The following is an 18,932-nucleotide window of genomic DNA, read 5'->3' as shown; positions in this document are numbered from 1 at the left end:
AACCCGCAGTGCGACGGTGCAGGTAGGGAAGGTGGTACGGGTGCGCAGCGATTCCGCAGCGCACCCGTACCGACCGGTGTGTAGTTGTCATTGCGAACCATGCCACCCCGGCGCGGTCCACTGATCCGGGGGCGGCGATGTCATCGCACCCGGATCGGCCTCACTTGGCGTCGGCCGGCTTCGGAGCCGCCGGGTCGACGCAGTAGGCGCCCGGACCGGTGCACGGCGCGGTGATGGTGGTGAAGTACTGGTAGGCCGACCACAGCACGACCGGCCCGGCGACCAGAGCCGCACCCGCCAGGGTGCCGACCGCTCCGATGGCCGCGACACCGGCGATGCAGCCGACGACGGCACCCGGCAGCACACCGGCCAGCAGCGTGGTGATGGCCGTGGACACCGAGCCGACGATGGCGCCCGCGACACAGCCCAGGCCGCCACCGACGATCGCGCCGATGACGGCGCCCACGGTGCTGGCGATGCTGGCCCGCTGCGAGAACGCGCCCAGTTCCTGCTGATCGCGCGGTGTGAACGACTCGATGTGCTGCGCCTGCGCGATGTCCTGCGCGGTGATCGGGTGCTCGACCGGAGCGCCGCCGGCGGTGGCCGGGGTCAGCCGCACGGTGCCGGCGTCGAGGCTCGCGTCGATGCCGTAGGCGACGTCGTCCTTGCGGTAGCTCAGCGGCAGCGCGTCGACCGCGTTGCCCGCGGCGTCGTGGACGAGCAGCGTGCCGTCGACGGTGTCGAAGCTGCCGTCGGCGGCGGTCAGCACGATCGAGTCGCCGTCGCGCTCGAGGGTGTAGTGCACGCCGTTGGCGTCGACCGTCTGCCCGGCGTCCTGACGCTGTTCCAGAGTGTGCACCTGAACGGATTGCGGTTGGGATGCCTGATCGGCGTAAGAGACGCCGCCGGTGACCCCGATCGCCACGGTTGCGAGCGCGGCGATAGTGGTGATTTTCCTCATCTTGTTTTCAGTTTCTTCCTGCGTAGGGAGTTGCCTTCAATCCGTCTGCCTCGGATTTTCAGCCATCGCAATCGAACTGCGATCACTACGGATCGTAGGGTGCCGGAATTCGTCGGCGCATCCCCGGAATTTTCTTCACGGCGAGCGAAAAGTTAATTTGCGATGAATTTGCCGCGTTGACACAGGGGAACTCGTTGCGCACCAGCGCAACTCACCGCCGCGCTCGCGAATGGTGATTTACATCACAATATGACACGTATCCGGCGATTTCACTTGACCGGACAATAGCGATGCTCCCGACCACATCGGGAGTGCCATCCGCGCAGGTCACCGGTGCCGTCGCGACCACCGGCCGAGACCCGGGGCACCGGAACGGCATTACCGCCCAGCACACCGAATACCGTTGCCCGCGAGGTTGTCAACTGTATTTCCGGCAGGTTTCCGCGCTCACCGGAATATCGACGCCGCCGCCCGATCGACGTAGCGTCGAAGTGTGACAGTTCCCGAACACCTGCCCACCACCGCAGGCGAGCTGCGCTCGGCCGGCTACCAGGCACGCTCGATCAAGACCGAGCTCCGGGAGAACCTGCTGGCCAAGCTGGCCGCGGGCGAGAATCCGTGGCCCGGCATCGTCGGCTTCGACCGGACCGTGCTGCCGCAGTTGGAGCGCGCGCTGCTGGCCGGGCACGACGTGGTGCTGCTGGGCGAACGCGGCCAGGGCAAGACCCGTCTGCTGCGCACGATGATCGGCCTGCTGGACGAGTGGACCCCCGTGATCGCCGGCGCCGAACTCGGCGAGCACCCGCTCGACCCCGTGAGCCCGGCCGGTAAGCGGCTCGCCGCCGAACTCGGCGACGACCTGCCCGTGGCCTGGCGGCACCGCTCCGAGCGCTACGCCGAGAAGCTCGCAACCCCCGACACCTCCGTCGGCGACCTGATCGGCGACGTCGACCCGGTCAAGGTGGCCGAGGGCCGCAGCCTCGGCGACCCGGAGACCATCCACTTCGGCCTGGTGCCGCGCGCGCATCGCGGCATCGTCGCGATCAACGAGCTGCCCGACCTGGCCGAGCGCATCCAGGTGGCGCTGCTGAACGTGATGGAGGAGCGCGACATCCAGGTCCGCGGCTACACGCTGCGGCTGCCGCTGGACGTGCTGCTCGTCGCCACCGCCAATCCGGAGGACTACACCAACCGCGGCCGGATCATCACCCCGCTGAAGGACCGCTTCGGCGCGGAGATCCGCACCCACTACCCGCTGACGGTCGAGGCCGAGATGGCCCTGATCCGGCAGGAGGCGGAGCTGGTGGCCGAGGTCGGCGATCCGCTGATCGAGGTGCTGGCCCGGTTCGTCCGGCAGTTGCGCGAATCGACGGCGATCGATCAGCGCTCCGGCGTCTCCGCGCGGTTCGCCGTGGCCGCCGCCGAGACGGTGGCCGCCGCCGCGCTGCGCCGCTCCGCGCTGATCGGTGAGCAGCCCGCCGTGGCCCGGCCGGTCGACCTCGACGCGGTGCCCGCGGTGCTGCGCGGCAAGCTGGAATTCGAGTCCGGGGAGGAGGGTCGCGAGCAGGAGCATCTCACGCATCTGCTGCGCCGTTCGTTCGCCGAGACCGCGCGCGGCCGCCTCGGCGGCCTGGACCTGCGGCCGCTGGCCGAGGCGGTCGGCGACGGCCACCTGGTCACCACCGGTGAGCGGGTGGCGGGCAGCGAGGTGCTGGCCGCGCTGCCGGAACTGCCGGTGCTGCACGAGGTGGCCCGCCGCCTCGGCGCCGAGGCCGCCGATCCGCCGACCCGGATCGCCGCGGCCGTCGAATTCGGCTTGGAGGCCCTGTATCTGGCCCGCCAGATCGCCAAGGACTCCGACGACGGCATGGCGGTGTACGGGCGATGACCGGCCCCGGCCGCTACTCCTACGGGCCGTACCACGACGGCCCGGATCCGCTGGCGCCCCCGCTGGATCTGCGCGAGGCGCTCGACCAGGTCGGGCGCGAGGTCATGGAGGGCAGTTCGCCGCGCACCGCGTTGCAGGAGCTGCTGCGCCGCGGCACCCGCACCATGAGCGGCCTGGAGGAGCTGACCCGCCGGCTGTGGCAGCGCCGCGCCGAGATCACCCGGCGCAACCGGCTCGACGGCACCCTGCAAGAGGTGCGGCGGCTGCTCGACGAGGCGGTGGAGGCCGAGCGCGGGGCCCTGTTCCCCGATCCGTCCGACGACGCCCGCTTCGCCGAGGCCCAGCTCGACGCGCTGCCGTCGAGCACCGCGGCCGCGGTCAACGAACTGTCCGAATATCAGTGGAAATCCGAGACCGGTCGCGAGAACTACCGCAAGATCCGCGACATGCTCGGCCAGGAGCTGATGGAATCCCGCTTCCAGGGCATGAAGCAGGCGTTGCAGGGCACCACGCCCGAAGACGTGGAGCGGATCCGGGCGATGTTGTCGGACCTCAACGATCTGCTCGCATCGCACGCCCGCGGCGACGACACCGGCGAGCAGTTCGCCGAATTCATGAATCGGCACGGCGAGTTCTTCCCCGAGAATCCGCGCAACACCGACGAATTGATCGACGCACTCGCCGCCCGCGCCGCCGCCGCGCAGCGCATGCTCAACTCGATGTCCGAGGAGCAGCGCTCCGAACTGTCGGAGCTGATCAACCAGGCGTTCGGCGATCCGCGGATCGCCGGGCAGGTCGCGGCGCTGGACGCCAACCTGCGCGCGCTGCGGCCCGGTGAGGACTGGGAGTCGTCGCAGCGTTTCCGCGGTCAGGATCCGCTCGGCCTCGGCGAGGGCGCGCAGGCGCTCCAGGATCTGGCCGAACTCGACGCTCTCGCCGAACAGCTCGCGCAGTCGTATCCCGGTGCGCGACTGGAGGATATCGATCTCGACGCGCTGGCCCGCCAGCTCGGCGAGGATGCGAGCGTGGACGCGCGGCGACTGGCCGAACTGGAACGGGAACTGCGCCGCCAGGGCCTGTTCGAGCGGGCCGCCGACGGCTCGCTTCGCCTGACGCCCAAGGCATTACGCCGCCTCGGCGAGGTGGCGCTGCGAGATGTCGTGGGCAAGTTGCGATCCCGCCGCGGCCAGCGCGACACCGCGCGGGCCGGGGCCGCGGGCGAGCCGACCGGCGGCTCCCGGCCCTGGCAGTTCGGCGACACCGAGCCGTGGGACGTCTCGCGCACGGTCCGCAACGCGGTGCTGCGATCCGCGTCCGCGGGCCACCGCTCGGTGAAGATGGACGTCTCGGACGTCGAGATCATGGAGACCGAGCAGCGTTCCCGCGCCGCGGTCGCCCTGTGCGTCGATACCTCGTGGTCGATGGTGCAGGACGGGCGATGGCTGCCGATGAAGCGCACCTCGCTCGCGCTGCACCACCTGATCGGCACCCGATTCCGTTCCGACGCACTGGAACTGATCACCTTCGGCCGCTACGCCGGCATCGTCGACATCGGCGAGCTGACCGCCCTGGAGGCGGTCTGGGAACAGGGCACCAACCTGCACCACGCCCTGCTGCTGGCCGCCCGCCACCTGCGCCGGCATCCCGACGCGGTCCCGGTGGTGCTGGTCGTCACCGACGGTGAACCCACCGCCCACCTGGAACCCAACGGCGACACCTACTTCAACTGGCCCCCGGATCACCGCACCCTGTCGGTGACCATGGCCCAGGTCGACGCCCTGGCGAAACTGGGCGCGTCGGTCACGGTGTTCATGCTCGGCGAGGACCCCCGCCTGGCCGCCTTCGTCGACCTGGTCGCCCGCCGCAGCGGCGGCCGCGTGGTGTCCCCGGACCTGGACGGACTCGGCGCCGCCGTGGTCTCCGACTACCTGCGGGGGCGGCGGCGCTGAACCGCCGAGGGCACGAGCGGGCCACGGCATCGTCGGCACGATGATCGCCCTCGGCGGGAACCTTCCGCCGGGGGCACAGAAAATGTTGCGGCAGAATCGCAGTCGTGGCTGACGATCTGGACGCGGTGTGGAAATCCGTGCTGGAGATGCTCGGCACGGTGGCCGAGGACGCCGGTGCCGCGGCCGCCGCCGCACCCACTCGCGTCGCCCGCGGTGCCACCGAGTTCGTCGCGGAGGTCGTGGAAGCCGAGGCGGTCCGGGCACCGGCCGTGGTAGCCGACGCCGCCGAGGCGTCCGGCGGGATCGCCGCCACGGCACGGGCTTCCGCCTATGTTCCCGGTCACGATCTGATCGACTCGGTGGACTACAGCGCTCTGCGGCAGGCGACCGGTGTCCCGGCGCGGGGGACCTCGCGGATCTTCGAGCGGATCCAGCGGTTGCAGGGGTTCGACGGTCCGGTCACCGTCGCCACCCGGGACGAGGTGGACGCGGCGATCGGGGCCGGCGGGCAGGAGTTGTTCCGCGGGTTCGATGAGGATCGCTACGTCGATGCCTTCGTCAGGGGCCCGGTACGTCCGGGCGGCGGTACCACCGGTTCCGGGACGTACGCCTCGCCACTCGAAAATGTCGCGCTCGAGTACACCGATCCCGCTCGCAACCATGATCTTTCCACCCGGCAGGCCCGGGTGTTGCGGATGGCGCTGCGCCCCGACGCCAGGACGGTCACGCTTCGTACACTCCACTCCGAACGCAGCCGGACCCTCACTCAGGTCGGCCGGGAACTACGCGACCTGCGCGGTGCGGCGAACCGCACGGCCGAGGAGGAGGCGCGCTACACCGCCCTGCTGGACAAGGAACTGACACTGGCCGATATCGGCCAGTACGGCGCCCTGCGCGGCTACGACGCCATCGACGGATCCGACACCTGGTCGAACCGGGAGTGGGCCGTACTCAACCCGACGGCCCTGGTGGTCCAGCGCTGAGCGCCCGCCGCCACCTTCCCCGGCCGTCCGGAACAGCCGGGAATGGATCGGCCGGCGGGTGGGTTGCCGCTACGAGGAGGTGCGGCGCATGAAGGTTCGATTCGGCGTGGGGTCGGGGGCACAGACGGCGGCCGAGGAGCTGCCCGGCATCGTGGACCGGCTGGAGGCGGCCGGGATCGACTCGCTGTGGCTGTCCGAGATCGTGTACTCCGAGGCGGTCGAGCCGATCGTGGGGATGGCGTTCGCGCTGTCGCGGACCACGCGGCTGAAGGTGGGCACCTCGGTGGCGATCCTGCCGGGACGTAATCCCGTGCTGGTCGCCAAGCAGCTGGCCTCGCTGGCGGCGCTGGCGCCGAAGCGGGTGCTGCCGGTGTTCGGGTTGCAGCCGGCCCGGCCCGGGGAGCGGGCGCTGTTCCCGGTGCCGGAGGGTAAGCGCGGTGCGGTGTTCGACGAGTCGCTGCGGTTGCTGCGCGCGGCGCTCGACGGTGGTCCGGGCCCGTTCGTCGGCGAGTTCTTCGACGTGCCAGAGGTGGCGTTGCGTCCGAGTTCCGCTCGGCCGCTGGACATCTGGCTCGGCGGCACCGCACCGGGGGCGTTCCGGCGGATCGGCCGCTACGGCGACGGCTGGCTGGGCAGTTTCGTGACGCCGGCCGAGGCCGCGGCCGGGGTGCGGGCCATCCACGAGGCGGCCGCGGCGGCGGGCCGGGAGATCGAGCCGGATCATTTCGGGATCAATCTGACGCTGGCCGACGGTGAACTACCGGCGGACCTGGCGGCGGCGATCCGCCGCCGCCGGCCCGAGGTCGACCCGCGTGACCTCATCGCCGCCGACTGGCCCGCACTGCATCGCCTGCTCGACGGCTATCTCGAGGCCGGGCTGACCAAATTCGTCGTCACGCCGACCGGTAAGCAGCCGTTCGACGAGTTCGCCGATCGGTTCGCCGCGGAACTGCTGCCGCGCCAGACCTGATCGGCCCGCGCCGACACCGATCGGCAGACCTGATCGGCGCGGTCGGGCCGGACTCGCCGAGCGGATCCGGTCAGCGCTGAGCCGACACCGGATCGAGCCGGATGTGCACGGCCACGCCGCCGCGGTCGTCGCGCCGGGTGACCGCGTGCCCGGTCCGCTCGACCCCGTCGAGCCGGATGGCGATCGGCCCGCCCTCGCCGAGGAAGTTGCGCCACCAGGACTTCTTGTCGGCCATGCTCACCCCGATGGTGACCTCGTCGCCGGAGCGGGAGTAGCCGACCGGCAGGGTGATGGTCCGGCCGGATTTCCTTCCCACATAGGTGATCTCGGTGATGGTGCGGCTCACCTTCGGCCCGATCCAGGGCGCCTTGGTCAGGGCGACGACGCCCGCGTTCATGCCGTGCACCGCGGGTGCCAGCACCTTGAACAAATCCATCGTGCCCTCCTCGTTCGCTGATCGTGTACCGGCCAACCAACCTAGCCGAATCGGCCGATTCGCGGCCTCGGGCCACGCGCGTGGATCTCGGAGAGGGTGGCGAAGGCGGGCGGCGGGCGCCGCCCTGGAACCGGCGCCGGCCGAACCGGCTCGCACTCGCCACCGGCAGCCGCGCACGGACGTCCGGCCTCCGATACCGGTCGCGGCCGTGGCAATGGTGTTGCTGCGCAACGAGTTCGTCGTGCGCGACGTACCCACCGCACCCGAGGACGTGCTCGTCGAGATCGTCGACGGCGTGTATCTACCGCTGGTATGCCGTCGCGCCTGATCCGGCGGCGCGGACGCGGCGCTATCCGGCCAGGTGCCGGGCGATGACCAGGCGCTGGATCTGGTTGGTGCCCTCGAAGATCTGCATCACCTTCGCCTCGCGCATGTAGCGTTCGACCGGGAAGTCCTGGGTGTAGCCATAGCCGCCGAAGACCTGGACCGCGTCGGTGGTGACCTTCATGGCGGCGTCGGTGGCGGCCAGTTTCGCGACGCTGGCCTGGCGGGAGTACGGCACGCCCGCGTCGCGGCGGCGGGCGGCGTCCAGATAGGCGGCGCGCGCGGTGTCGACGGCGGCGGCCATGTCGGCCAGCACGAAGCCCAAGCCCTGATGGTCGATGATCCTGCGGCCGAACGCCTCTCGCTGCTTCGCGTAGGCGACCGCGTCGTCCAGGGCGCGCTGCGCGAGGCCGGTGGCGACGGCGGCGATGCCGAGGCGGCCGGAATCGAGGGCGCTGAAGGCGATGGAAAGCCCTTGGCCCGGTTGGCCGATCAGGCGTTCGGCAGGGACGAACGCGTCGTCGTAGGCCGCGGTGGTGGTGGGCACCGCGCGCAGGCCCATCTTCTCCTCCGGCTTGCCGAAGGACAGGCCCTCGGTGCCCGCGGGCACCAGGAAGCAGGAGATGCCGCGCGAGCCCTCACCGGTGCGGGCGAACAGCGTGTAGTAATCGGCCTTGCCGCCGTTGGTGATCCACGCCTTCGAGCCGGTGAGGCGGTAGCCGCCGGACACCTCGGCGGCCCGGCAGCGCAGCGCCGCCGCATCGGATCCGGCCTGCGGTTCGGACAGGCTGTAGGCGCCGATCAGGTTGCCCGACAACATCTCCGGCAACCACTGCTGCTTCTGCTCGGCGGTGCCGTAGGCGAACAGCGGATGGCAGGACAGGCTGTGTACGCTCACCGCGACCGCGACCGCCGCCCAGCGGTACCCGATCTCCTCGAGCACCTGGAGGTACACCTCGTACGGCTGCCCGCCGCCGCCGAACTCCTCCGGATACGGCAGGCTCAGCAACCCGGCGGCGCCGAGCGCGCGGAACGCCTCCGCCGGATAGCGCTCGTCCTTCTCGGCCGGGACGACCTCGGGTTCGAGCACCTTCTCGGCGATCTCCCGGGTCAGTTCCAGCAGGTCCCGGGCCTCCGGGGTGGGCAGCAGGCGGTCCACCGGCATGTCGTCCCTCTCCTCACCGCGCTCGACGTCGTTGCCATCACAGTACGTACAGCACCTGATTACATGCAACACAGCACGCAATTTCCCCCGGTTACACTGGGCCGATGACCTCGTCCCTGCCACCCAACAAACATCAGGAGAAGAGCCTGCGGACCCGGGCGCTGCTGCTGGACGCGGCGATCGACTCGCTGGCGGAGGTCGGGTACGGCAGCGCGTCCATCGCCGACATCACCGCTCGCGCGGGCGTCACCCGCGGCGCGCAGTTGCATCACTTCCACACCCGCGCCGAACTGTTCGCCCAGACCATCGGCCATCTGACCCAGCGCCAGCGCGAGGCCATGCTGCGCCGGGCGCGCGCCCTCGGCGAGCGCGCCACCGCCGGCGGCGTCCTGGTGGAGCTGGTGACCGCGACCTTCGCCGGGAAGCTGGGCCGGGCGGCGGTGGAGCTGTACGTCGGCATCGCCAATGAGAAGCCGCTGCGCCGCGAAATGCTGGCCGTACAGCACGATCTCACGGTGGAACTGCTCGATGTCTGTGCGAGACTGCTGGATCCGGCGATCCCCCGGGAACGCCTGGAGTCCGCCTTCTGGGTCACCATCAACGTGGTGCGCGGCGCCACCCTCGACGACATGGTCGGCCGGGACCGGGCCCGCCGCAAGCAGGTGCTGACCGACTGGACCGCCCTCGCCGACCACGCGTTGCGTGGCGGCGCGAGCGGCTGACCCGTCAGTGCGGGACGGGCGGATCCTGCGGCGCCGCCTCGATGAACTGGAACACGCTGTCGAGGCCGTGGCCGGAGAACAGCAGCTTCACGATCACCACACCCATGGCCTCCAGATGCCGGGCCTGGCGCAGGTCGCCGATGTCCAGTGCGGTCGCGCCGAGATCGGTGATCAGCGGTTCGACCACCTTCTTCGCATCGTCCTCGCCGCAGTACGGGACGGCCAGCGGCCGCCCGTCGTAACTCGGCGGATCCAGCTGCCACACGGTGTGGGCCGCCAGGTTGAACGCCTTCACCACGCGGCTGCCGACGGCGATGTGCTCGGCCTGTTCGGCCAGTGACGCACCCTCCCAGGTGACCAGCGAGAAGTCGCTGGTGTCGACGGCGTTACCGCAGTCGATCACCACCTTGCCGGCCAGCGCGCCGGCGGGCCCGCCCGCCTGCTCCAGCGCCGTCACGATCCCGGCCCGCGACACCCCGAACAGCACCACGTCCGCGGTCGCCACCGCCTCCCGCAGCCCCGCCCCGCCCCGCGCGCCGATCCGTGCCGCGACCTCGCGGGCCCGCTCCGGATCGCGGGCGCCGATGGTGACCTCGTGACCGGTCCGCACCCAGCGCCCGCCGATCGCCTCGACCATCCGGCCGGCGCCTATCGTGTCTCACCGGCCTGGTACACCTTCCTGGAACAGGGCCGCGACGTCCAGGCTTCGCCGCAGGTGCTCGAATCCCTGTGTACCGCATTGCGATTGGATCCCAGCGAGCGGACCCACCTGTTCCTGCTGGCGCGTGGCGAGCAGCCGCCGTTGCGTACCCCGCCGGTCGAGACCGTCGATCCGGCCGTCGCCGCGATGCTGCCGCTGCTCACCCCCAATCCGGCCTATGTGACCGGCCGGCGCTGGGATGTGCTGGCCGCCAACCTGCCCGCTCGCGCGCTGTTCACCGACTGGTTCGCCCGGCCGCCGGAACAGCGCAACCTGCTGCTGTGGGTGTTCACCGAGGCCGAGGCGCGGCGGCGACTGGTCGAATGGGAGAAGGAGGCCCAGGCGCTGCTGGCGCGGTTCCGTACCGCGTCGGCCCGGCACCTCGAGGATCCGCGCTTCGTCGACCTGATCGAAACCCTGCGCCGGCGGTCGCCGGAGTTCCACGCGTGGTGGCCCCGCCACGACGTGCGCGGCCGGACCAGCGGCGTCAAACTGATCGATCACCCGCGCGCGGGCCGGATGACGTTGACGCACACGGTTCTCCACGCCGACGAGGCGCCCGAGCAGAAACTCGTCGTCTACTACGCGGAGCCCGGCAGCGTGGACGCGACCCGGCTACGCACGCTCGATCACCCGACGGCGGAACGGAATTCGGCCACCGCGGCCGCCACCACCGCCGTGCGATCCTGAGGCAGCAGCAGCCGGGCGGCCACCAGCCGGTCGGCGGCGGCCGCGACGGCCGTGCGGTAGGCCGCCACGGTCGGCCAGCGTTCGGCGGCCGAGGGCCGGCCGGGCGGGAAATCGACCCTGCTGCCGAGCCTTTCGTACACCACGTCGGGTAGTCCGGGGGTCGGGCGGCGCGGGTTCCAGCCGGTGTAGACCGCCAGCGGGGCCGCCACGGCGGGCAGGTGGATCCCGGCGATCTCGTTGCCGTCCTCGTCGACCGACGACACCAGTGCGGGATACGGTGCGCCGAGCCGGGCGGGCCAGCGGCCGATGCCGCGGTCGGCCTCGGGGCCGAGGTCGAGGTGGCGCGGCACGGCCAGCGCCCCCGGATCGGGCCGGTGCGCGTGGGCGAAACGGCCCAGCGCCGTGGCGCGTGGGACCGCCGTCCCGTCACCGACGCGGGGTACCCGGCTGTCCGGTGGACCGGACCGGCCGCGCACCCACTGCTCCAGCGCCACCAGCAGCGCGCGCAGCACCGGCGTCATATCCAGATCGTGCGGTGGATTCGCGGCGGGGAAGATGCCCTTCATCGCGCCCATCGGCGGCAGATGGTCGGTCCCGGCGACCGCGTACATCCGCACGTCCGGGTCCTCCGGGAGGTCCGCGCCGGTATCGGCGTCGATGTGCGCCAGCGCGGTGTCGCCACGCCAGTATTCGGCCGCGGTGTTGACCTGCACGATCTTCGGCATCCCGCCGAGGGCGCGCTGCCGGGCCAGCAGGCTCGCGCTGTCGAACGGCGGCAGCGTGCCGAAGCCGTCGACCTGGGTCACCGACGGCTGAGCGTAGCGGTGGTTGAATTCGCCCCGGTGCGCCCCGGCCCGGTCGGCGAACACGCCGTCGAACACCTGCCGCCCGGACTCGTCGAGATTCATTCCCTCCCAGAGGAATTGCCGCAGGAAGCGGCCGGACTGCGAGATGCCGTAGGCGAAGGTGTGCTCGAATCCGCCGGCCCGCAGATGGGCGACCAGATCCCGGATCGCCAGCAGCCCGCACCCGGCCACCGGAGCCCGGGAGGTGCGGTACACCAGGCGATACCAGCGGAACGGCTCGAAGCCGCCGTCCAGCGCGATGTGGGTGGGATCGGTGAATCGCCAGGCGCTGCGCGGGATTTCGACCGGCTCGGCATCGGGTGCGGTGCGCACCGTCAGCACCGCCGCCGGATCCGCGACATCCGCGGTCGGGTACTCGGCGAAGCGGAACAGCCCGCCCAGGCCGGGCATGGAATCGGCCAGCGGATGTTCCTTCTCGGCGATGTCACCACGCCATTCCAGCCGCATCGCGCCGGGCTCGACCGCCGCCTCCGGCGCGGTCAGCCCGAGCTGACCGGGGCCGCGCAGGATGTCCCACTGCCAGCCGCACCACACCACCGTCCAGCCCCGGTCCAGCAGGAATCCGTCGCCGGGTGAGACCTTCTCGAAATCGGTGTAGTCGGGAGTGAGGCCGGTGCTGAACGGCAGACCGCCGATCATCCCCCGGTTGGGCACCAGGAGCAGCAGGTTGCGGCTGCCGGTTCCGGTGGGCCGCAGGATCCGCAAGTCGGAGTCGAACCGGACCAGCCCGTCGCCGCCGCGCGGCGCCAGCGCCAGATCGATGATCCGCGCATTCGCCGGATGCGCGGGATCGACGGCGAATCCGGCGGTGCCCCGGACCATCTCGTACCGCGGGTCCGCATACGGCTGCACCGCCTCGATCCGGACGGCTTCGACGGCCATGCGCGCTCCTCGGGCTCGGGTGATCGTTCCCCGGACACGGTACGCGCGACGGTCCGGATCGGACCGTCGCGCGCGTCGAAGTCAGGTGTCAGCCGGGAGCATCACCAGACGTGGCAACGCCCGTCGTCGTGACCCCAGCGGTCGTGCTCGTCATCGTGCCAGCGGCCGTGCCGGTCGCAGTGCCAGTCGTTGTGGAACGGATCGGCGGGGTCCGCCCAGCCGGGCCGGTTGAAACCACCCCAGTCCGGGCCTTGATCGCCCGGGCCCGGCGGCTGCTGGTGCACCCACCCCCCGGGCGGGTCCGCCAGTGCCGAGCCGGCCACGGGGCCGGCCAGCAGCGCACCGGATGCGGCGGCCACGAACAAAGTACCGATCAGTTTTCGCTTCACGTCGAAATCCCTTTCTTTTTCCTGGGAATCGCGGGGACCGAAATCAGTACAGTGCATGCCGGGTGAAAGCTCCAGAGAAATCAGCTAACCGTAAGCATACTCAGCACTCGCACACAGCTCGGCGCCGTTCGACGAATACGGCCGCGACCCGCCCGTCAGGCGGTGCCGCGGCCGTGCCGAGAACTGTGGTCACCAGACGTGGCAGCGCCCGAAATCATCGTGACCCCAGCGGTCGTGCTCGTCGTCGTGCCACCGGCCGCGCCGGTCGCAGTGCCAGTCGTTGTGGAACGGATCGCGCGGATCGAAGAAGCCGGGCCGCTCGAAGCCGCCCCAGCCGTCGTGATCGCCGTCGTGATCGCGATCCCAGGGCCCCGGCGGCTGCTGGTGCACCAGTCCGGGCAGATCGACCGGGCTCGCGCTCGCCGCCCCGATCGCGGGCACCGTCATCACACCCGCGGCCAGCGCGATGAACAGTGGCGCCAATAGTTTCGATTTCACAACCATTACCTCTTCCGGTTTGCTGCCGGTCATGGGGACCGCTAACACTTCACGCCATTCTCGCGGCACTTTCAATGAAATACCGCAGATCCCCAGCGAACTCACATCTGATTCCAAGCGAATCGTGATTCGCGCGTCGAATTACCGCCACCCCGGCGTCACCCGCTGCCGCTCACGGCGTTCAAGCACTTGATTTAATCACTTGATTGAGGCAGACTCCGGGCTCGGAGGAAGGAGCGCGCGATGGTCGACGAGGACGGGGCCGGGGGCGAGAGCCTGTGCGCGGGATACGAGATCGCGTTCCCGTTCGAACGCACGACCGGCACGATGGTCGGCACCTTCCTCGGCGGCCTGCGGGAACGGCGACTGCTCGGCGTGCGCACCGGCCGGGGCACCGTGCTGTGCCCGCCGGCGGAATTCGACCCGGTGACCGGGGAGCCGCTGAGCGAGTTGGTGGATCTGGAACCGGAGGGCAGCGTGCGAGCGTGGACCTGGGTGCCGCCGCGCGCCGGCGATCCGGTGCCGCATCCCTTCGCCTGGGCGCTGGTCGCCGTGGACGGTACCGAGGGCAGCTTCTTCCACGCGGTCGACACCGGCGGCGATCCGGACCGGCTGCGGCGCGGCTTGCGGGTGCGGGCACGCTGGGCCGAACAGCCGCGCGGGGAGCTGCGCGACCTGGTGTGCTTCGAGCCGCTGGAGCGGCCGTGAATCGGCCACTGCCGGAACCGGTCCGGGTGATGCCCACCCCGCTGCGGATGGACTACACCTTCGTGGCGGGCGCCGGGCGATCGAGTTTCCTGCGCGGGCTGGCGCATCGGCGGCTGCTCGCGCGCGCCTGCCCGTCCTGCCGCCGGGTGTACCTGCCGGCGCCGGAGTTCTGCGCGCGCTGCCTGGTCGAACTCGGCGCGACCACCGAACTCGACGGGCGCGGTACGGTTTCCACCTTCTGCGTCGTGAGTTTCCCGTTCCCCGGCCAGCAGATCGAACCGCCCTACGTGGTGGCGCACATCCGCCCGCACGGCGCCGACACCCGGCTGATGCACCTGATCCGCGAGATCGAGATCGCCGACGTGCGGATCGGCATGGAGGTGGAGCCGGTGTGGGCCGGCGGCGAACCGGCCGCGTCGTGGACCAGCATCCGGCACTATCGGCCGGTGCCGCAGCGGGTTTCGCCGGACTCCGGCGGCGACCGGGCAGGTGACGGCGATGCGTGAGGTGGCCGTCGTCGGCAGCGCGCAATCGCCGTGCCTGGCCGCGAACCGGCGCGACGACATGGCGGGCATCCTGCTGCCGGTGCTGCGGGCCGCGCTGGGCGGCCTCGGATTGGACCGGGAGCGCGTCGATTTCGTGTGTTCCGGCAGTCACGATTTCCACGAGGGCCGTACCTTCGCCTACATCGAATCGCTCGACGCGGTGGGCGCCTGGCCGCCGATCTCCGAATCGCACGTGGAGATGGACGCGGCCTGGGCCTTCCACGAGGCGTGGACCTGGCTGCAACTCGGGCACGGCGACGTCGCGCTGGTGTACGGGATCGGGCGCGGCTCACTGCCCGCCGATCTCGATCAGATCGTGCCCACCCAGCTGGACCCCTACTATCTGACCCCGCTGCGACCGCATCGCGACGCGATCGCCGGGATCCAGGCCCACGCGCTACTCCAGGCCGGGGTCACCACCGAGCCGGAGATGGCCCGGATCGTCGCCCGCAATCTCGCTGCCGCGCAGGACAATCCGTACGCCCAGGTATCCGGCGAGGTGGCGGTCGAAACGTTGCTCGCGGCCCCGTACGTGGCCAGTCCCCTGCGCGCGCACGACATCTCGCCGGTCGGCGACGCGGCCGCGGTGGTGGTGCTCGCCGCCGGCGACACCGCGCGCGAACTGTGCGACCGGCCCGCCTGGGTGCGCGGGATCGACCACCGCATGGACGGCCACTATCCGGGCGCCCGCGATCTGACCCGGGCCCCGTCGGCGCGGCTGGCCGCCGGCCAGGCCGCGGCGAGCGCCGGATTCGAGGCCGCCGCGGTCGACGTCGCCGAACTGCACACCGAGTACTCGGCCCAGGAGCCGCTGCTGGTCCGCGAATTCGGCCTCACCGCGTCGACGGTGCTCAATCCTTCCGGCGGGCCGCTGGCCGGGCGGCCCACCACGGCCACCGGGCTGCTGCGCATCGCCGAGGCCGCCGCGGCGATCCGGACCGGCCGCGCCGGACGGGCACTGGCGCACGCGACCAACGGTCAAGCGCTGCAACAGAATCTGGTCTGCCTGCTGGCCGGTGACGGATCGTGAAGGGGCGGCAGCCATGAATGAACCGATCGCCGTGATCGGGGTGGGCCAGGGCAAACAGGCCAAGCGCCGGGAGGTGACGATCGGCATGCTGGTGCGTGAGGCCGTCGCCGCCGCGCTCGCCGACGCCGGCCTGGAGCTCGGCGAGGTCGACGCGGTGGTGCTGTCGAAGACCCCCGATCTGTTCGACGGTGTGATGAATCCGGAGCTGTATCTCGCGGATGCGCTGGGCGCGCGCGGATTACCGGTGACCCGGGTGTTCACCGGCGGCAGCGTGGGCGGGCACGCGGCGATCTACGGCGCGCACCTGATCCAGGCGGGCCTGGCCCGGCGGGTGCTGGTGGCCGCGTATTCCAAGGAGTCCGAAGGCAATTTCACCTGGGCGCTGTCGCGGCCACTGCCGTTCAGTGCCGCGCTCGGCGCCGGGGCCGGCGGGCATTTCGCGCCGGTGATCCGGGAGTACATCCGCCGCGCGAACGCCCCCGAGCACATCGGCTGGCAGGTGGCAGTGGACCATCGGCGCAACGCGCTGCGTAATCCGTACGCGCACATCCACATGCCGGACATCACCGTCGAGAAGGTCCGGGACTCACCGGTGCTGTGGGATCCGATCCGCTACCTGGAATCGTGCCCCTCCTCCGACGGCGCCGCCGCGATCGTGCTCACCGGGGCCGCCGACGTCGGCAGCCCGCAGCGGCCACCGGCCTGGATCCACGGCATGTCGTGGCGCACCGAGACCGGCCATTTCGCGGGCCGGGACGAGGTGAACCCGCGCGCCGGAACCGAATGCGCCGCCGACGCCTACCGGCAGGCCGGAATCACCGACCCCGCCAGCGAGATCGACGTCGCCGAGCTCTACATCCCCTACAGCTGGCACGAGCCGATGTGGCTGGAGAACATCGGCCTGGCCCCGCTGCACGAGGGCTGGCGGCTGGTGGACGCGGGCGTCACCCGGTTCGAGGGCCGGCTGCCGATCAACCCGTCCGGTGGCGTGCTGTCCGGAAACCCCACCGGCGCAACCGGTCTGGTGCGCTTCCTGGAGGCGGCCCTCCAGGTGCGCGGCCTCGCGGGCGACCGCCAGGTGCCCGATGCCCGGCGGGCGATCGGCCATGCGATGGGCGGCGCCTCCCAGTTCCACGCGCTCTGGGTGGTCGGCAGCGAACGGCCGGACGCATGACGGCCGAACCCGTGCTCGTCGAGCGCACCGGGGCGGTCGTGGTGGTCACCATGAACCGGCCGGAGCGCCGCAATGCGCTGAACCTGCCGATGATCGAGTTGCTCGCGGACACCTGGGCGGAGATCGACGCCGACCCCGCGATCCGGGTGGCGATCCTCACCGGCGCGGGCGAGAGCTATTGCGTCGGTGGCGATCTCGGAGACGGCTGGATGACCGACGGGCGGCGGCGCGCAGAGCTCGATCCCGGCGTGCTCGGCCGCGGCCTGCTGCTGACCCGGCCGCTGGGCAAGCCGCTGATCGCGGCGGTCAACGGCGCCTGCCTCGGTGGCGGCCTGGAGATGTTGCAGCAGACCGATATTCGCGTCGCCGCCGAGAACGCGGTGTTCGGGCTGCCGGAGGTGCGGCGCGGGCTGATCCCGGGCGCCGGGTCGACGGTGCGATTGAAGCGGCAGATCCCGTACACCAAGGCGATGGAGATGATCCTCACCGGCGATCCGCTCACCGCCGGGGAGGCGTACGAGTTCGGCCTGATCGGGCATGTGGTCCCGGCGGGCACGGCACTCGAGCGCGCGCACGAACTCGCCGACCGGGTGGCCCGCAATTCGCCGCTGGCGGTCCGGCACGCCAAGGCCGCGATGCTCGCCAGCGGCTGGCTGCCCGACGCGGACGCGCGCGCGATCGAGGCCCGCTTCGTGCGTGAGGTGATCACCTCCGCCGACGCGCGCGAGGGCCGGAAAGCCTTTCTGGAGCAGCGGGAACCGAGATTCACCGGACAGTAGGACGCGGGCGGTACATGCTCGGGGAGCAGTGAGGAGGGTCAGGATGCGACGGGTGTTCGTCGTCGGTGTCGGCATGACACCGTTCGTCAAGATCGGATCCCGGGAGTGGACCTATCCGGAGATGGTGGGCGAGGCGGTGCGGGCCGCGCTGGACGACGCGGGCATCGGCTACGACCGGATCCAGCGGGCCGCGGTGGGGTACGTGTTCCAGCCGTCGGCGGCGGGCCAGCGCACCCTCTACGACGTCGGCCTGACCGGCATCCCGATCGTGAACGTCAACAACAACTGCGCCACCGGCTCGACCGCGCTGATGCTGGCCCGGGAATGGGTCGGCGGCGGGCTGGCCGACGTGACGCTGGCCGTCGGCTTCGAGCAGATGACCAAGGAGGCGATGGCCGGGTCGGGCGCGGCCCCGAAGGTCACCACCATCGATGCGCAGCTGCGCGTGATGGCCGGGCAGTTCGAATTCGGCAGCGCGCCGATGACGACCCAGTTCTTCGGCAACGCCGCGATCGAGCACATGCGCCGCTACGGCACCACCGTCGAACAGCTCGCCGCGGTGGCGGTGAAGAACCACGAGCATTCGACCCGGAATCCGCTGGCGCAGTTCCGTGATCCGTACACCCTGGAGCAGGTGCTCGGCGACCGGCCGGTGCACGGGCCGCTGACCCGCTCGCAGTGCTCCCCCATGTCCGACGGCGCCGCCGCCGCGGTGATCGCGAGCGAGGGTTTCGTGGCCGCCCACGGCCTCGAGAGCCACGCGGTGGAGATCCTGGCCCAGGAACTGGTCACCGACGACGCCTCGGCGTTCGCCGGCGGTTCGATGATCGACGCCGTCGGCGCGCCGATGACCCGCGCCGCGGCGCGAAAGGTGTTCGACAGCGCGGGAATCGGCGTCGACGATATCGACGTCGTCGAGTTGCACGACTGCTTCTCGATCAACGAGCTGATCACCTATGAGGCGCTGGGCCTGTGCGCGCCCGGCGAATCCGGCGCGCTGGTGGAATCCGGGGCCACCGGCTACGGCGGCCGCTGGGTGGTGAATCCGTCCGGCGGGCTGATCTCCAAGGGCCACCCGCTGGGGGCCACCGGACTGGCACAGGCCGCGGAGCTGTGCTGGCAGTTGCGCGGGCTGGCCGGGGACCGCCAGGTGCCGGGCGCGCGAATCGGCCTGGCGCACAACCTCGGCCTCGGCGGTGCCTGCATGGTCACCGCCTACGCCGCGCCCGCCGGCGCGGCACCGAACTGACGGCAACCGATCGGAGCTGACTCC

19 protein-coding genes are annotated in these 18,932 nt (G+C 71.2%); 12 read left to right on the top strand and 7 right to left on the bottom strand.

From position 1 onward, the window contains the following. Positions 1-160: 160 nt before the first annotated feature. The gene (locus LBW94_RS31705; protein WP_225059294.1) at positions 161-961 is read right to left on the bottom strand and encodes a hypothetical protein; all 801 of its coding nucleotides are present in this window, start codon (positions 959-961) and stop codon (positions 161-163) included. Between the two features lie 493 nt (positions 962-1,454). On the opposite strand from LBW94_RS31705, the gene LBW94_RS31700 reads away from it, so the two are divergent. The 4 genes from LBW94_RS31700 to LBW94_RS31685 all read left to right on the top strand — a co-directional run bounded on the left by LBW94_RS31700 (position 1,455) and on the right by LBW94_RS31685 (position 6,751). Continuing rightward, entirely contained in the window at positions 1,455-2,849 is a 1,395-nt protein-coding gene (locus LBW94_RS31700) for an ATP-binding protein (RefSeq protein ID WP_225059293.1), read from the top strand. Next, the gene (locus tag LBW94_RS31695; protein WP_225059292.1) at positions 2,846-4,798 is read left to right on the top strand and encodes a vWA domain-containing protein; all 1,953 of its coding nucleotides are present in this window, start codon (positions 2,846-2,848) and stop codon (positions 4,796-4,798) included. Before LBW94_RS31700 ends, LBW94_RS31695 begins: the two co-directional genes overlap by 4 nt. Positions 4,799-4,902: 104 nt before the next feature. Then, positions 4,903-5,781 carry a hypothetical protein gene (locus tag LBW94_RS31690; protein ID WP_225059291.1) on the top strand — a complete coding sequence of 293 codons (879 nt, stop codon included), beginning with the start codon at positions 4,903-4,905 and terminating at the stop codon, positions 5,779-5,781. An 88-nt stretch (positions 5,782-5,869) separates the two neighbouring features. Then, positions 5,870-6,751, top strand: coding sequence for a TIGR03854 family LLM class F420-dependent oxidoreductase (locus tag LBW94_RS31685; protein ID WP_225059290.1), 882 nt, complete (start codon positions 5,870-5,872; stop codon positions 6,749-6,751). Positions 6,752-6,821: 70 nt separating this feature from the next. On the opposite strand, the gene LBW94_RS31680 is transcribed toward LBW94_RS31685, so the two are convergent. Next, entirely contained in the window at positions 6,822-7,187 is a 366-nt protein-coding gene (locus LBW94_RS31680; protein ID WP_225059289.1) for a hypothetical protein, read from the bottom strand. 349 nt (positions 7,188-7,536) lie between these two features. Beyond that, positions 7,537-8,676, bottom strand: coding sequence for an acyl-CoA dehydrogenase family protein (locus LBW94_RS31675; protein ID WP_225059288.1), 1,140 nt, complete (start codon positions 8,674-8,676; stop codon positions 7,537-7,539). 104 nt (positions 8,677-8,780) lie between these two features. Here LBW94_RS31675 and LBW94_RS31670 point away from each other — a divergent pair, with 104 nt between their 5' ends. Then, positions 8,781-9,398: a TetR/AcrR family transcriptional regulator gene (locus LBW94_RS31670; RefSeq protein ID WP_225059287.1), complete on the top strand. Its 618-nt coding sequence runs from the start codon at positions 8,781-8,783 to the stop codon at positions 9,396-9,398. A 4-nt stretch (positions 9,399-9,402) separates the two neighbouring features. Here LBW94_RS31670 and LBW94_RS31665 read toward each other — a convergent pair whose 3' ends face one another. After that, positions 9,403-10,035, bottom strand: a complete 633-nt coding sequence (locus LBW94_RS31665; RefSeq protein ID WP_225059286.1) for an NADPH-dependent F420 reductase — start codon at positions 10,033-10,035, stop codon at positions 9,403-9,405. On the opposite strand from LBW94_RS31665, the gene LBW94_RS31660 reads away from it, so the two are divergent. Then, entirely contained in the window at positions 9,994-10,788 is a 795-nt protein-coding gene (locus LBW94_RS31660; RefSeq protein ID WP_225059285.1) for a helix-turn-helix transcriptional regulator, read from the top strand. The two genes, LBW94_RS31665 and LBW94_RS31660, sit on opposite strands and share 42 nt — an antisense overlap. Here the strand turns inward: LBW94_RS31660 and LBW94_RS31655 are convergent. From LBW94_RS31655 to LBW94_RS31645, 3 genes are all read right to left on the bottom strand, one after another. Further along, positions 10,728-12,536, bottom strand: coding sequence for an alpha/beta hydrolase domain-containing protein (locus LBW94_RS31655; protein ID WP_225059284.1), 1,809 nt, complete (start codon positions 12,534-12,536; stop codon positions 10,728-10,730). The genes LBW94_RS31660 and LBW94_RS31655 overlap by 61 nt on opposite strands. A 101-nt stretch (positions 12,537-12,637) precedes the next feature. Beyond that, positions 12,638-12,925 carry a hypothetical protein gene (locus LBW94_RS31650; protein ID WP_225059283.1) on the bottom strand — a complete coding sequence of 96 codons (288 nt, stop codon included), beginning with the start codon at positions 12,923-12,925 and terminating at the stop codon, positions 12,638-12,640. A gap of 189 nt (positions 12,926-13,114) precedes the next feature. Then, positions 13,115-13,429, bottom strand: coding sequence for a hypothetical protein (locus LBW94_RS31645; protein WP_225059282.1), 315 nt, complete (start codon positions 13,427-13,429; stop codon positions 13,115-13,117). 237 nt (positions 13,430-13,666) lie between these two features. On the opposite strand from LBW94_RS31645, the gene LBW94_RS31640 reads away from it, so the two are divergent. From LBW94_RS31640 to LBW94_RS31615, 6 genes are read left to right on the top strand one after another with little or no spacing between them, the layout of a single operon-like run. After that, complete coding sequence (locus LBW94_RS31640; RefSeq protein ID WP_225059281.1) at positions 13,667-14,131, top strand: Zn-ribbon domain-containing OB-fold protein; 465 nt, start codon at positions 13,667-13,669, stop codon at positions 14,129-14,131. 29 nt (positions 14,132-14,160) lie between these two features. After that, a complete protein-coding gene (locus LBW94_RS31635) occupies positions 14,161-14,637 on the top strand; it encodes a Zn-ribbon domain-containing OB-fold protein (RefSeq protein WP_255634583.1) in 477 nt (158 codons plus the stop codon). After that, positions 14,630-15,706 carry a lipid-transfer protein gene (locus LBW94_RS31630; RefSeq protein WP_225059279.1) on the top strand — a complete coding sequence of 359 codons (1,077 nt, stop codon included), beginning with the start codon at positions 14,630-14,632 and terminating at the stop codon, positions 15,704-15,706. Before LBW94_RS31635 ends, LBW94_RS31630 begins: the two co-directional genes overlap by 8 nt. Before the next feature lie 13 nt (positions 15,707-15,719). After that, positions 15,720-16,880: a thiolase domain-containing protein gene (locus LBW94_RS31625; protein WP_225059278.1), complete on the top strand. Its 1,161-nt coding sequence runs from the start codon at positions 15,720-15,722 to the stop codon at positions 16,878-16,880. Next, positions 16,877-17,659, top strand: coding sequence for an enoyl-CoA hydratase-related protein (locus LBW94_RS31620; protein ID WP_225059277.1), 783 nt, complete (start codon positions 16,877-16,879; stop codon positions 17,657-17,659). The genes LBW94_RS31625 and LBW94_RS31620 overlap by 4 nt, the downstream gene beginning before the upstream one ends. Positions 17,660-17,702: 43 nt before the next feature. After that, positions 17,703-18,908, top strand: coding sequence for a thiolase C-terminal domain-containing protein (locus LBW94_RS31615; RefSeq protein ID WP_225059276.1), 1,206 nt, complete (start codon positions 17,703-17,705; stop codon positions 18,906-18,908). The last annotated feature ends 24 nt before the right edge of the window (positions 18,909-18,932 follow it).

The organism is Nocardia sp. alder85J, from assembly GCF_020176955.2.
Taxonomy (GTDB): domain Bacteria; phylum Actinomycetota; class Actinomycetes; order Mycobacteriales; family Mycobacteriaceae; genus Nocardia.
Note: the sequence above shows the minus strand (reverse complement) of the source record. Positions and strands in the feature narration are given on the sequence as shown.

Bases quoted from the DNA above. Each gene is read 5' to 3' on its own strand.
- LBW94_RS31705 (WP_225059294.1), bottom strand. From the start codon at position 961: ATGAGGAAAATCACCACTATCGCCGCGCTCGCAACCGTGGCGATCGGG.
- LBW94_RS31695 (WP_225059292.1), top strand. From the start codon at position 2,846: ATGACCGGCCCCGGCCGCTACTCCTACGGGCCGTACCACGACGGCCCG.
- LBW94_RS31685 (WP_225059290.1), top strand. From the start codon at position 5,870: ATGAAGGTTCGATTCGGCGTGGGGTCGGGGGCACAGACGGCGGCCGAG.
- LBW94_RS31680 (WP_225059289.1), bottom strand. From the start codon at position 7,187: ATGGATTTGTTCAAGGTGCTGGCACCCGCGGTGCACGGCATGAACGCG.
- LBW94_RS31675 (WP_225059288.1), bottom strand. From the start codon at position 8,676: ATGCCGGTGGACCGCCTGCTGCCCACCCCGGAGGCCCGGGACCTGCTG.
- LBW94_RS31670 (WP_225059287.1), top strand. From the start codon at position 8,781: ATGACCTCGTCCCTGCCACCCAACAAACATCAGGAGAAGAGCCTGCGG.
- LBW94_RS31665 (WP_225059286.1), bottom strand. From the start codon at position 10,035: ATGGTCGAGGCGATCGGCGGGCGCTGGGTGCGGACCGGTCACGAGGTC.
- LBW94_RS31655 (WP_225059284.1), bottom strand. From the start codon at position 12,536: ATGGCCGTCGAAGCCGTCCGGATCGAGGCGGTGCAGCCGTATGCGGAC.
- LBW94_RS31645 (WP_225059282.1), bottom strand. From the start codon at position 13,429: ATGGTTGTGAAATCGAAACTATTGGCGCCACTGTTCATCGCGCTGGCC.
- LBW94_RS31640 (WP_225059281.1), top strand. From the start codon at position 13,667: ATGGTCGACGAGGACGGGGCCGGGGGCGAGAGCCTGTGCGCGGGATAC.
- LBW94_RS31635 (WP_255634583.1), top strand. From the start codon at position 14,161: ATGCCCACCCCGCTGCGGATGGACTACACCTTCGTGGCGGGCGCCGGG.
- LBW94_RS31630 (WP_225059279.1), top strand. From the start codon at position 14,630: ATGCGTGAGGTGGCCGTCGTCGGCAGCGCGCAATCGCCGTGCCTGGCC.
- LBW94_RS31625 (WP_225059278.1), top strand. From the start codon at position 15,720: ATGAATGAACCGATCGCCGTGATCGGGGTGGGCCAGGGCAAACAGGCC.
- LBW94_RS31620 (WP_225059277.1), top strand. From the start codon at position 16,877: ATGACGGCCGAACCCGTGCTCGTCGAGCGCACCGGGGCGGTCGTGGTG.
- LBW94_RS31615 (WP_225059276.1), top strand. From the start codon at position 17,703: ATGCGACGGGTGTTCGTCGTCGGTGTCGGCATGACACCGTTCGTCAAG.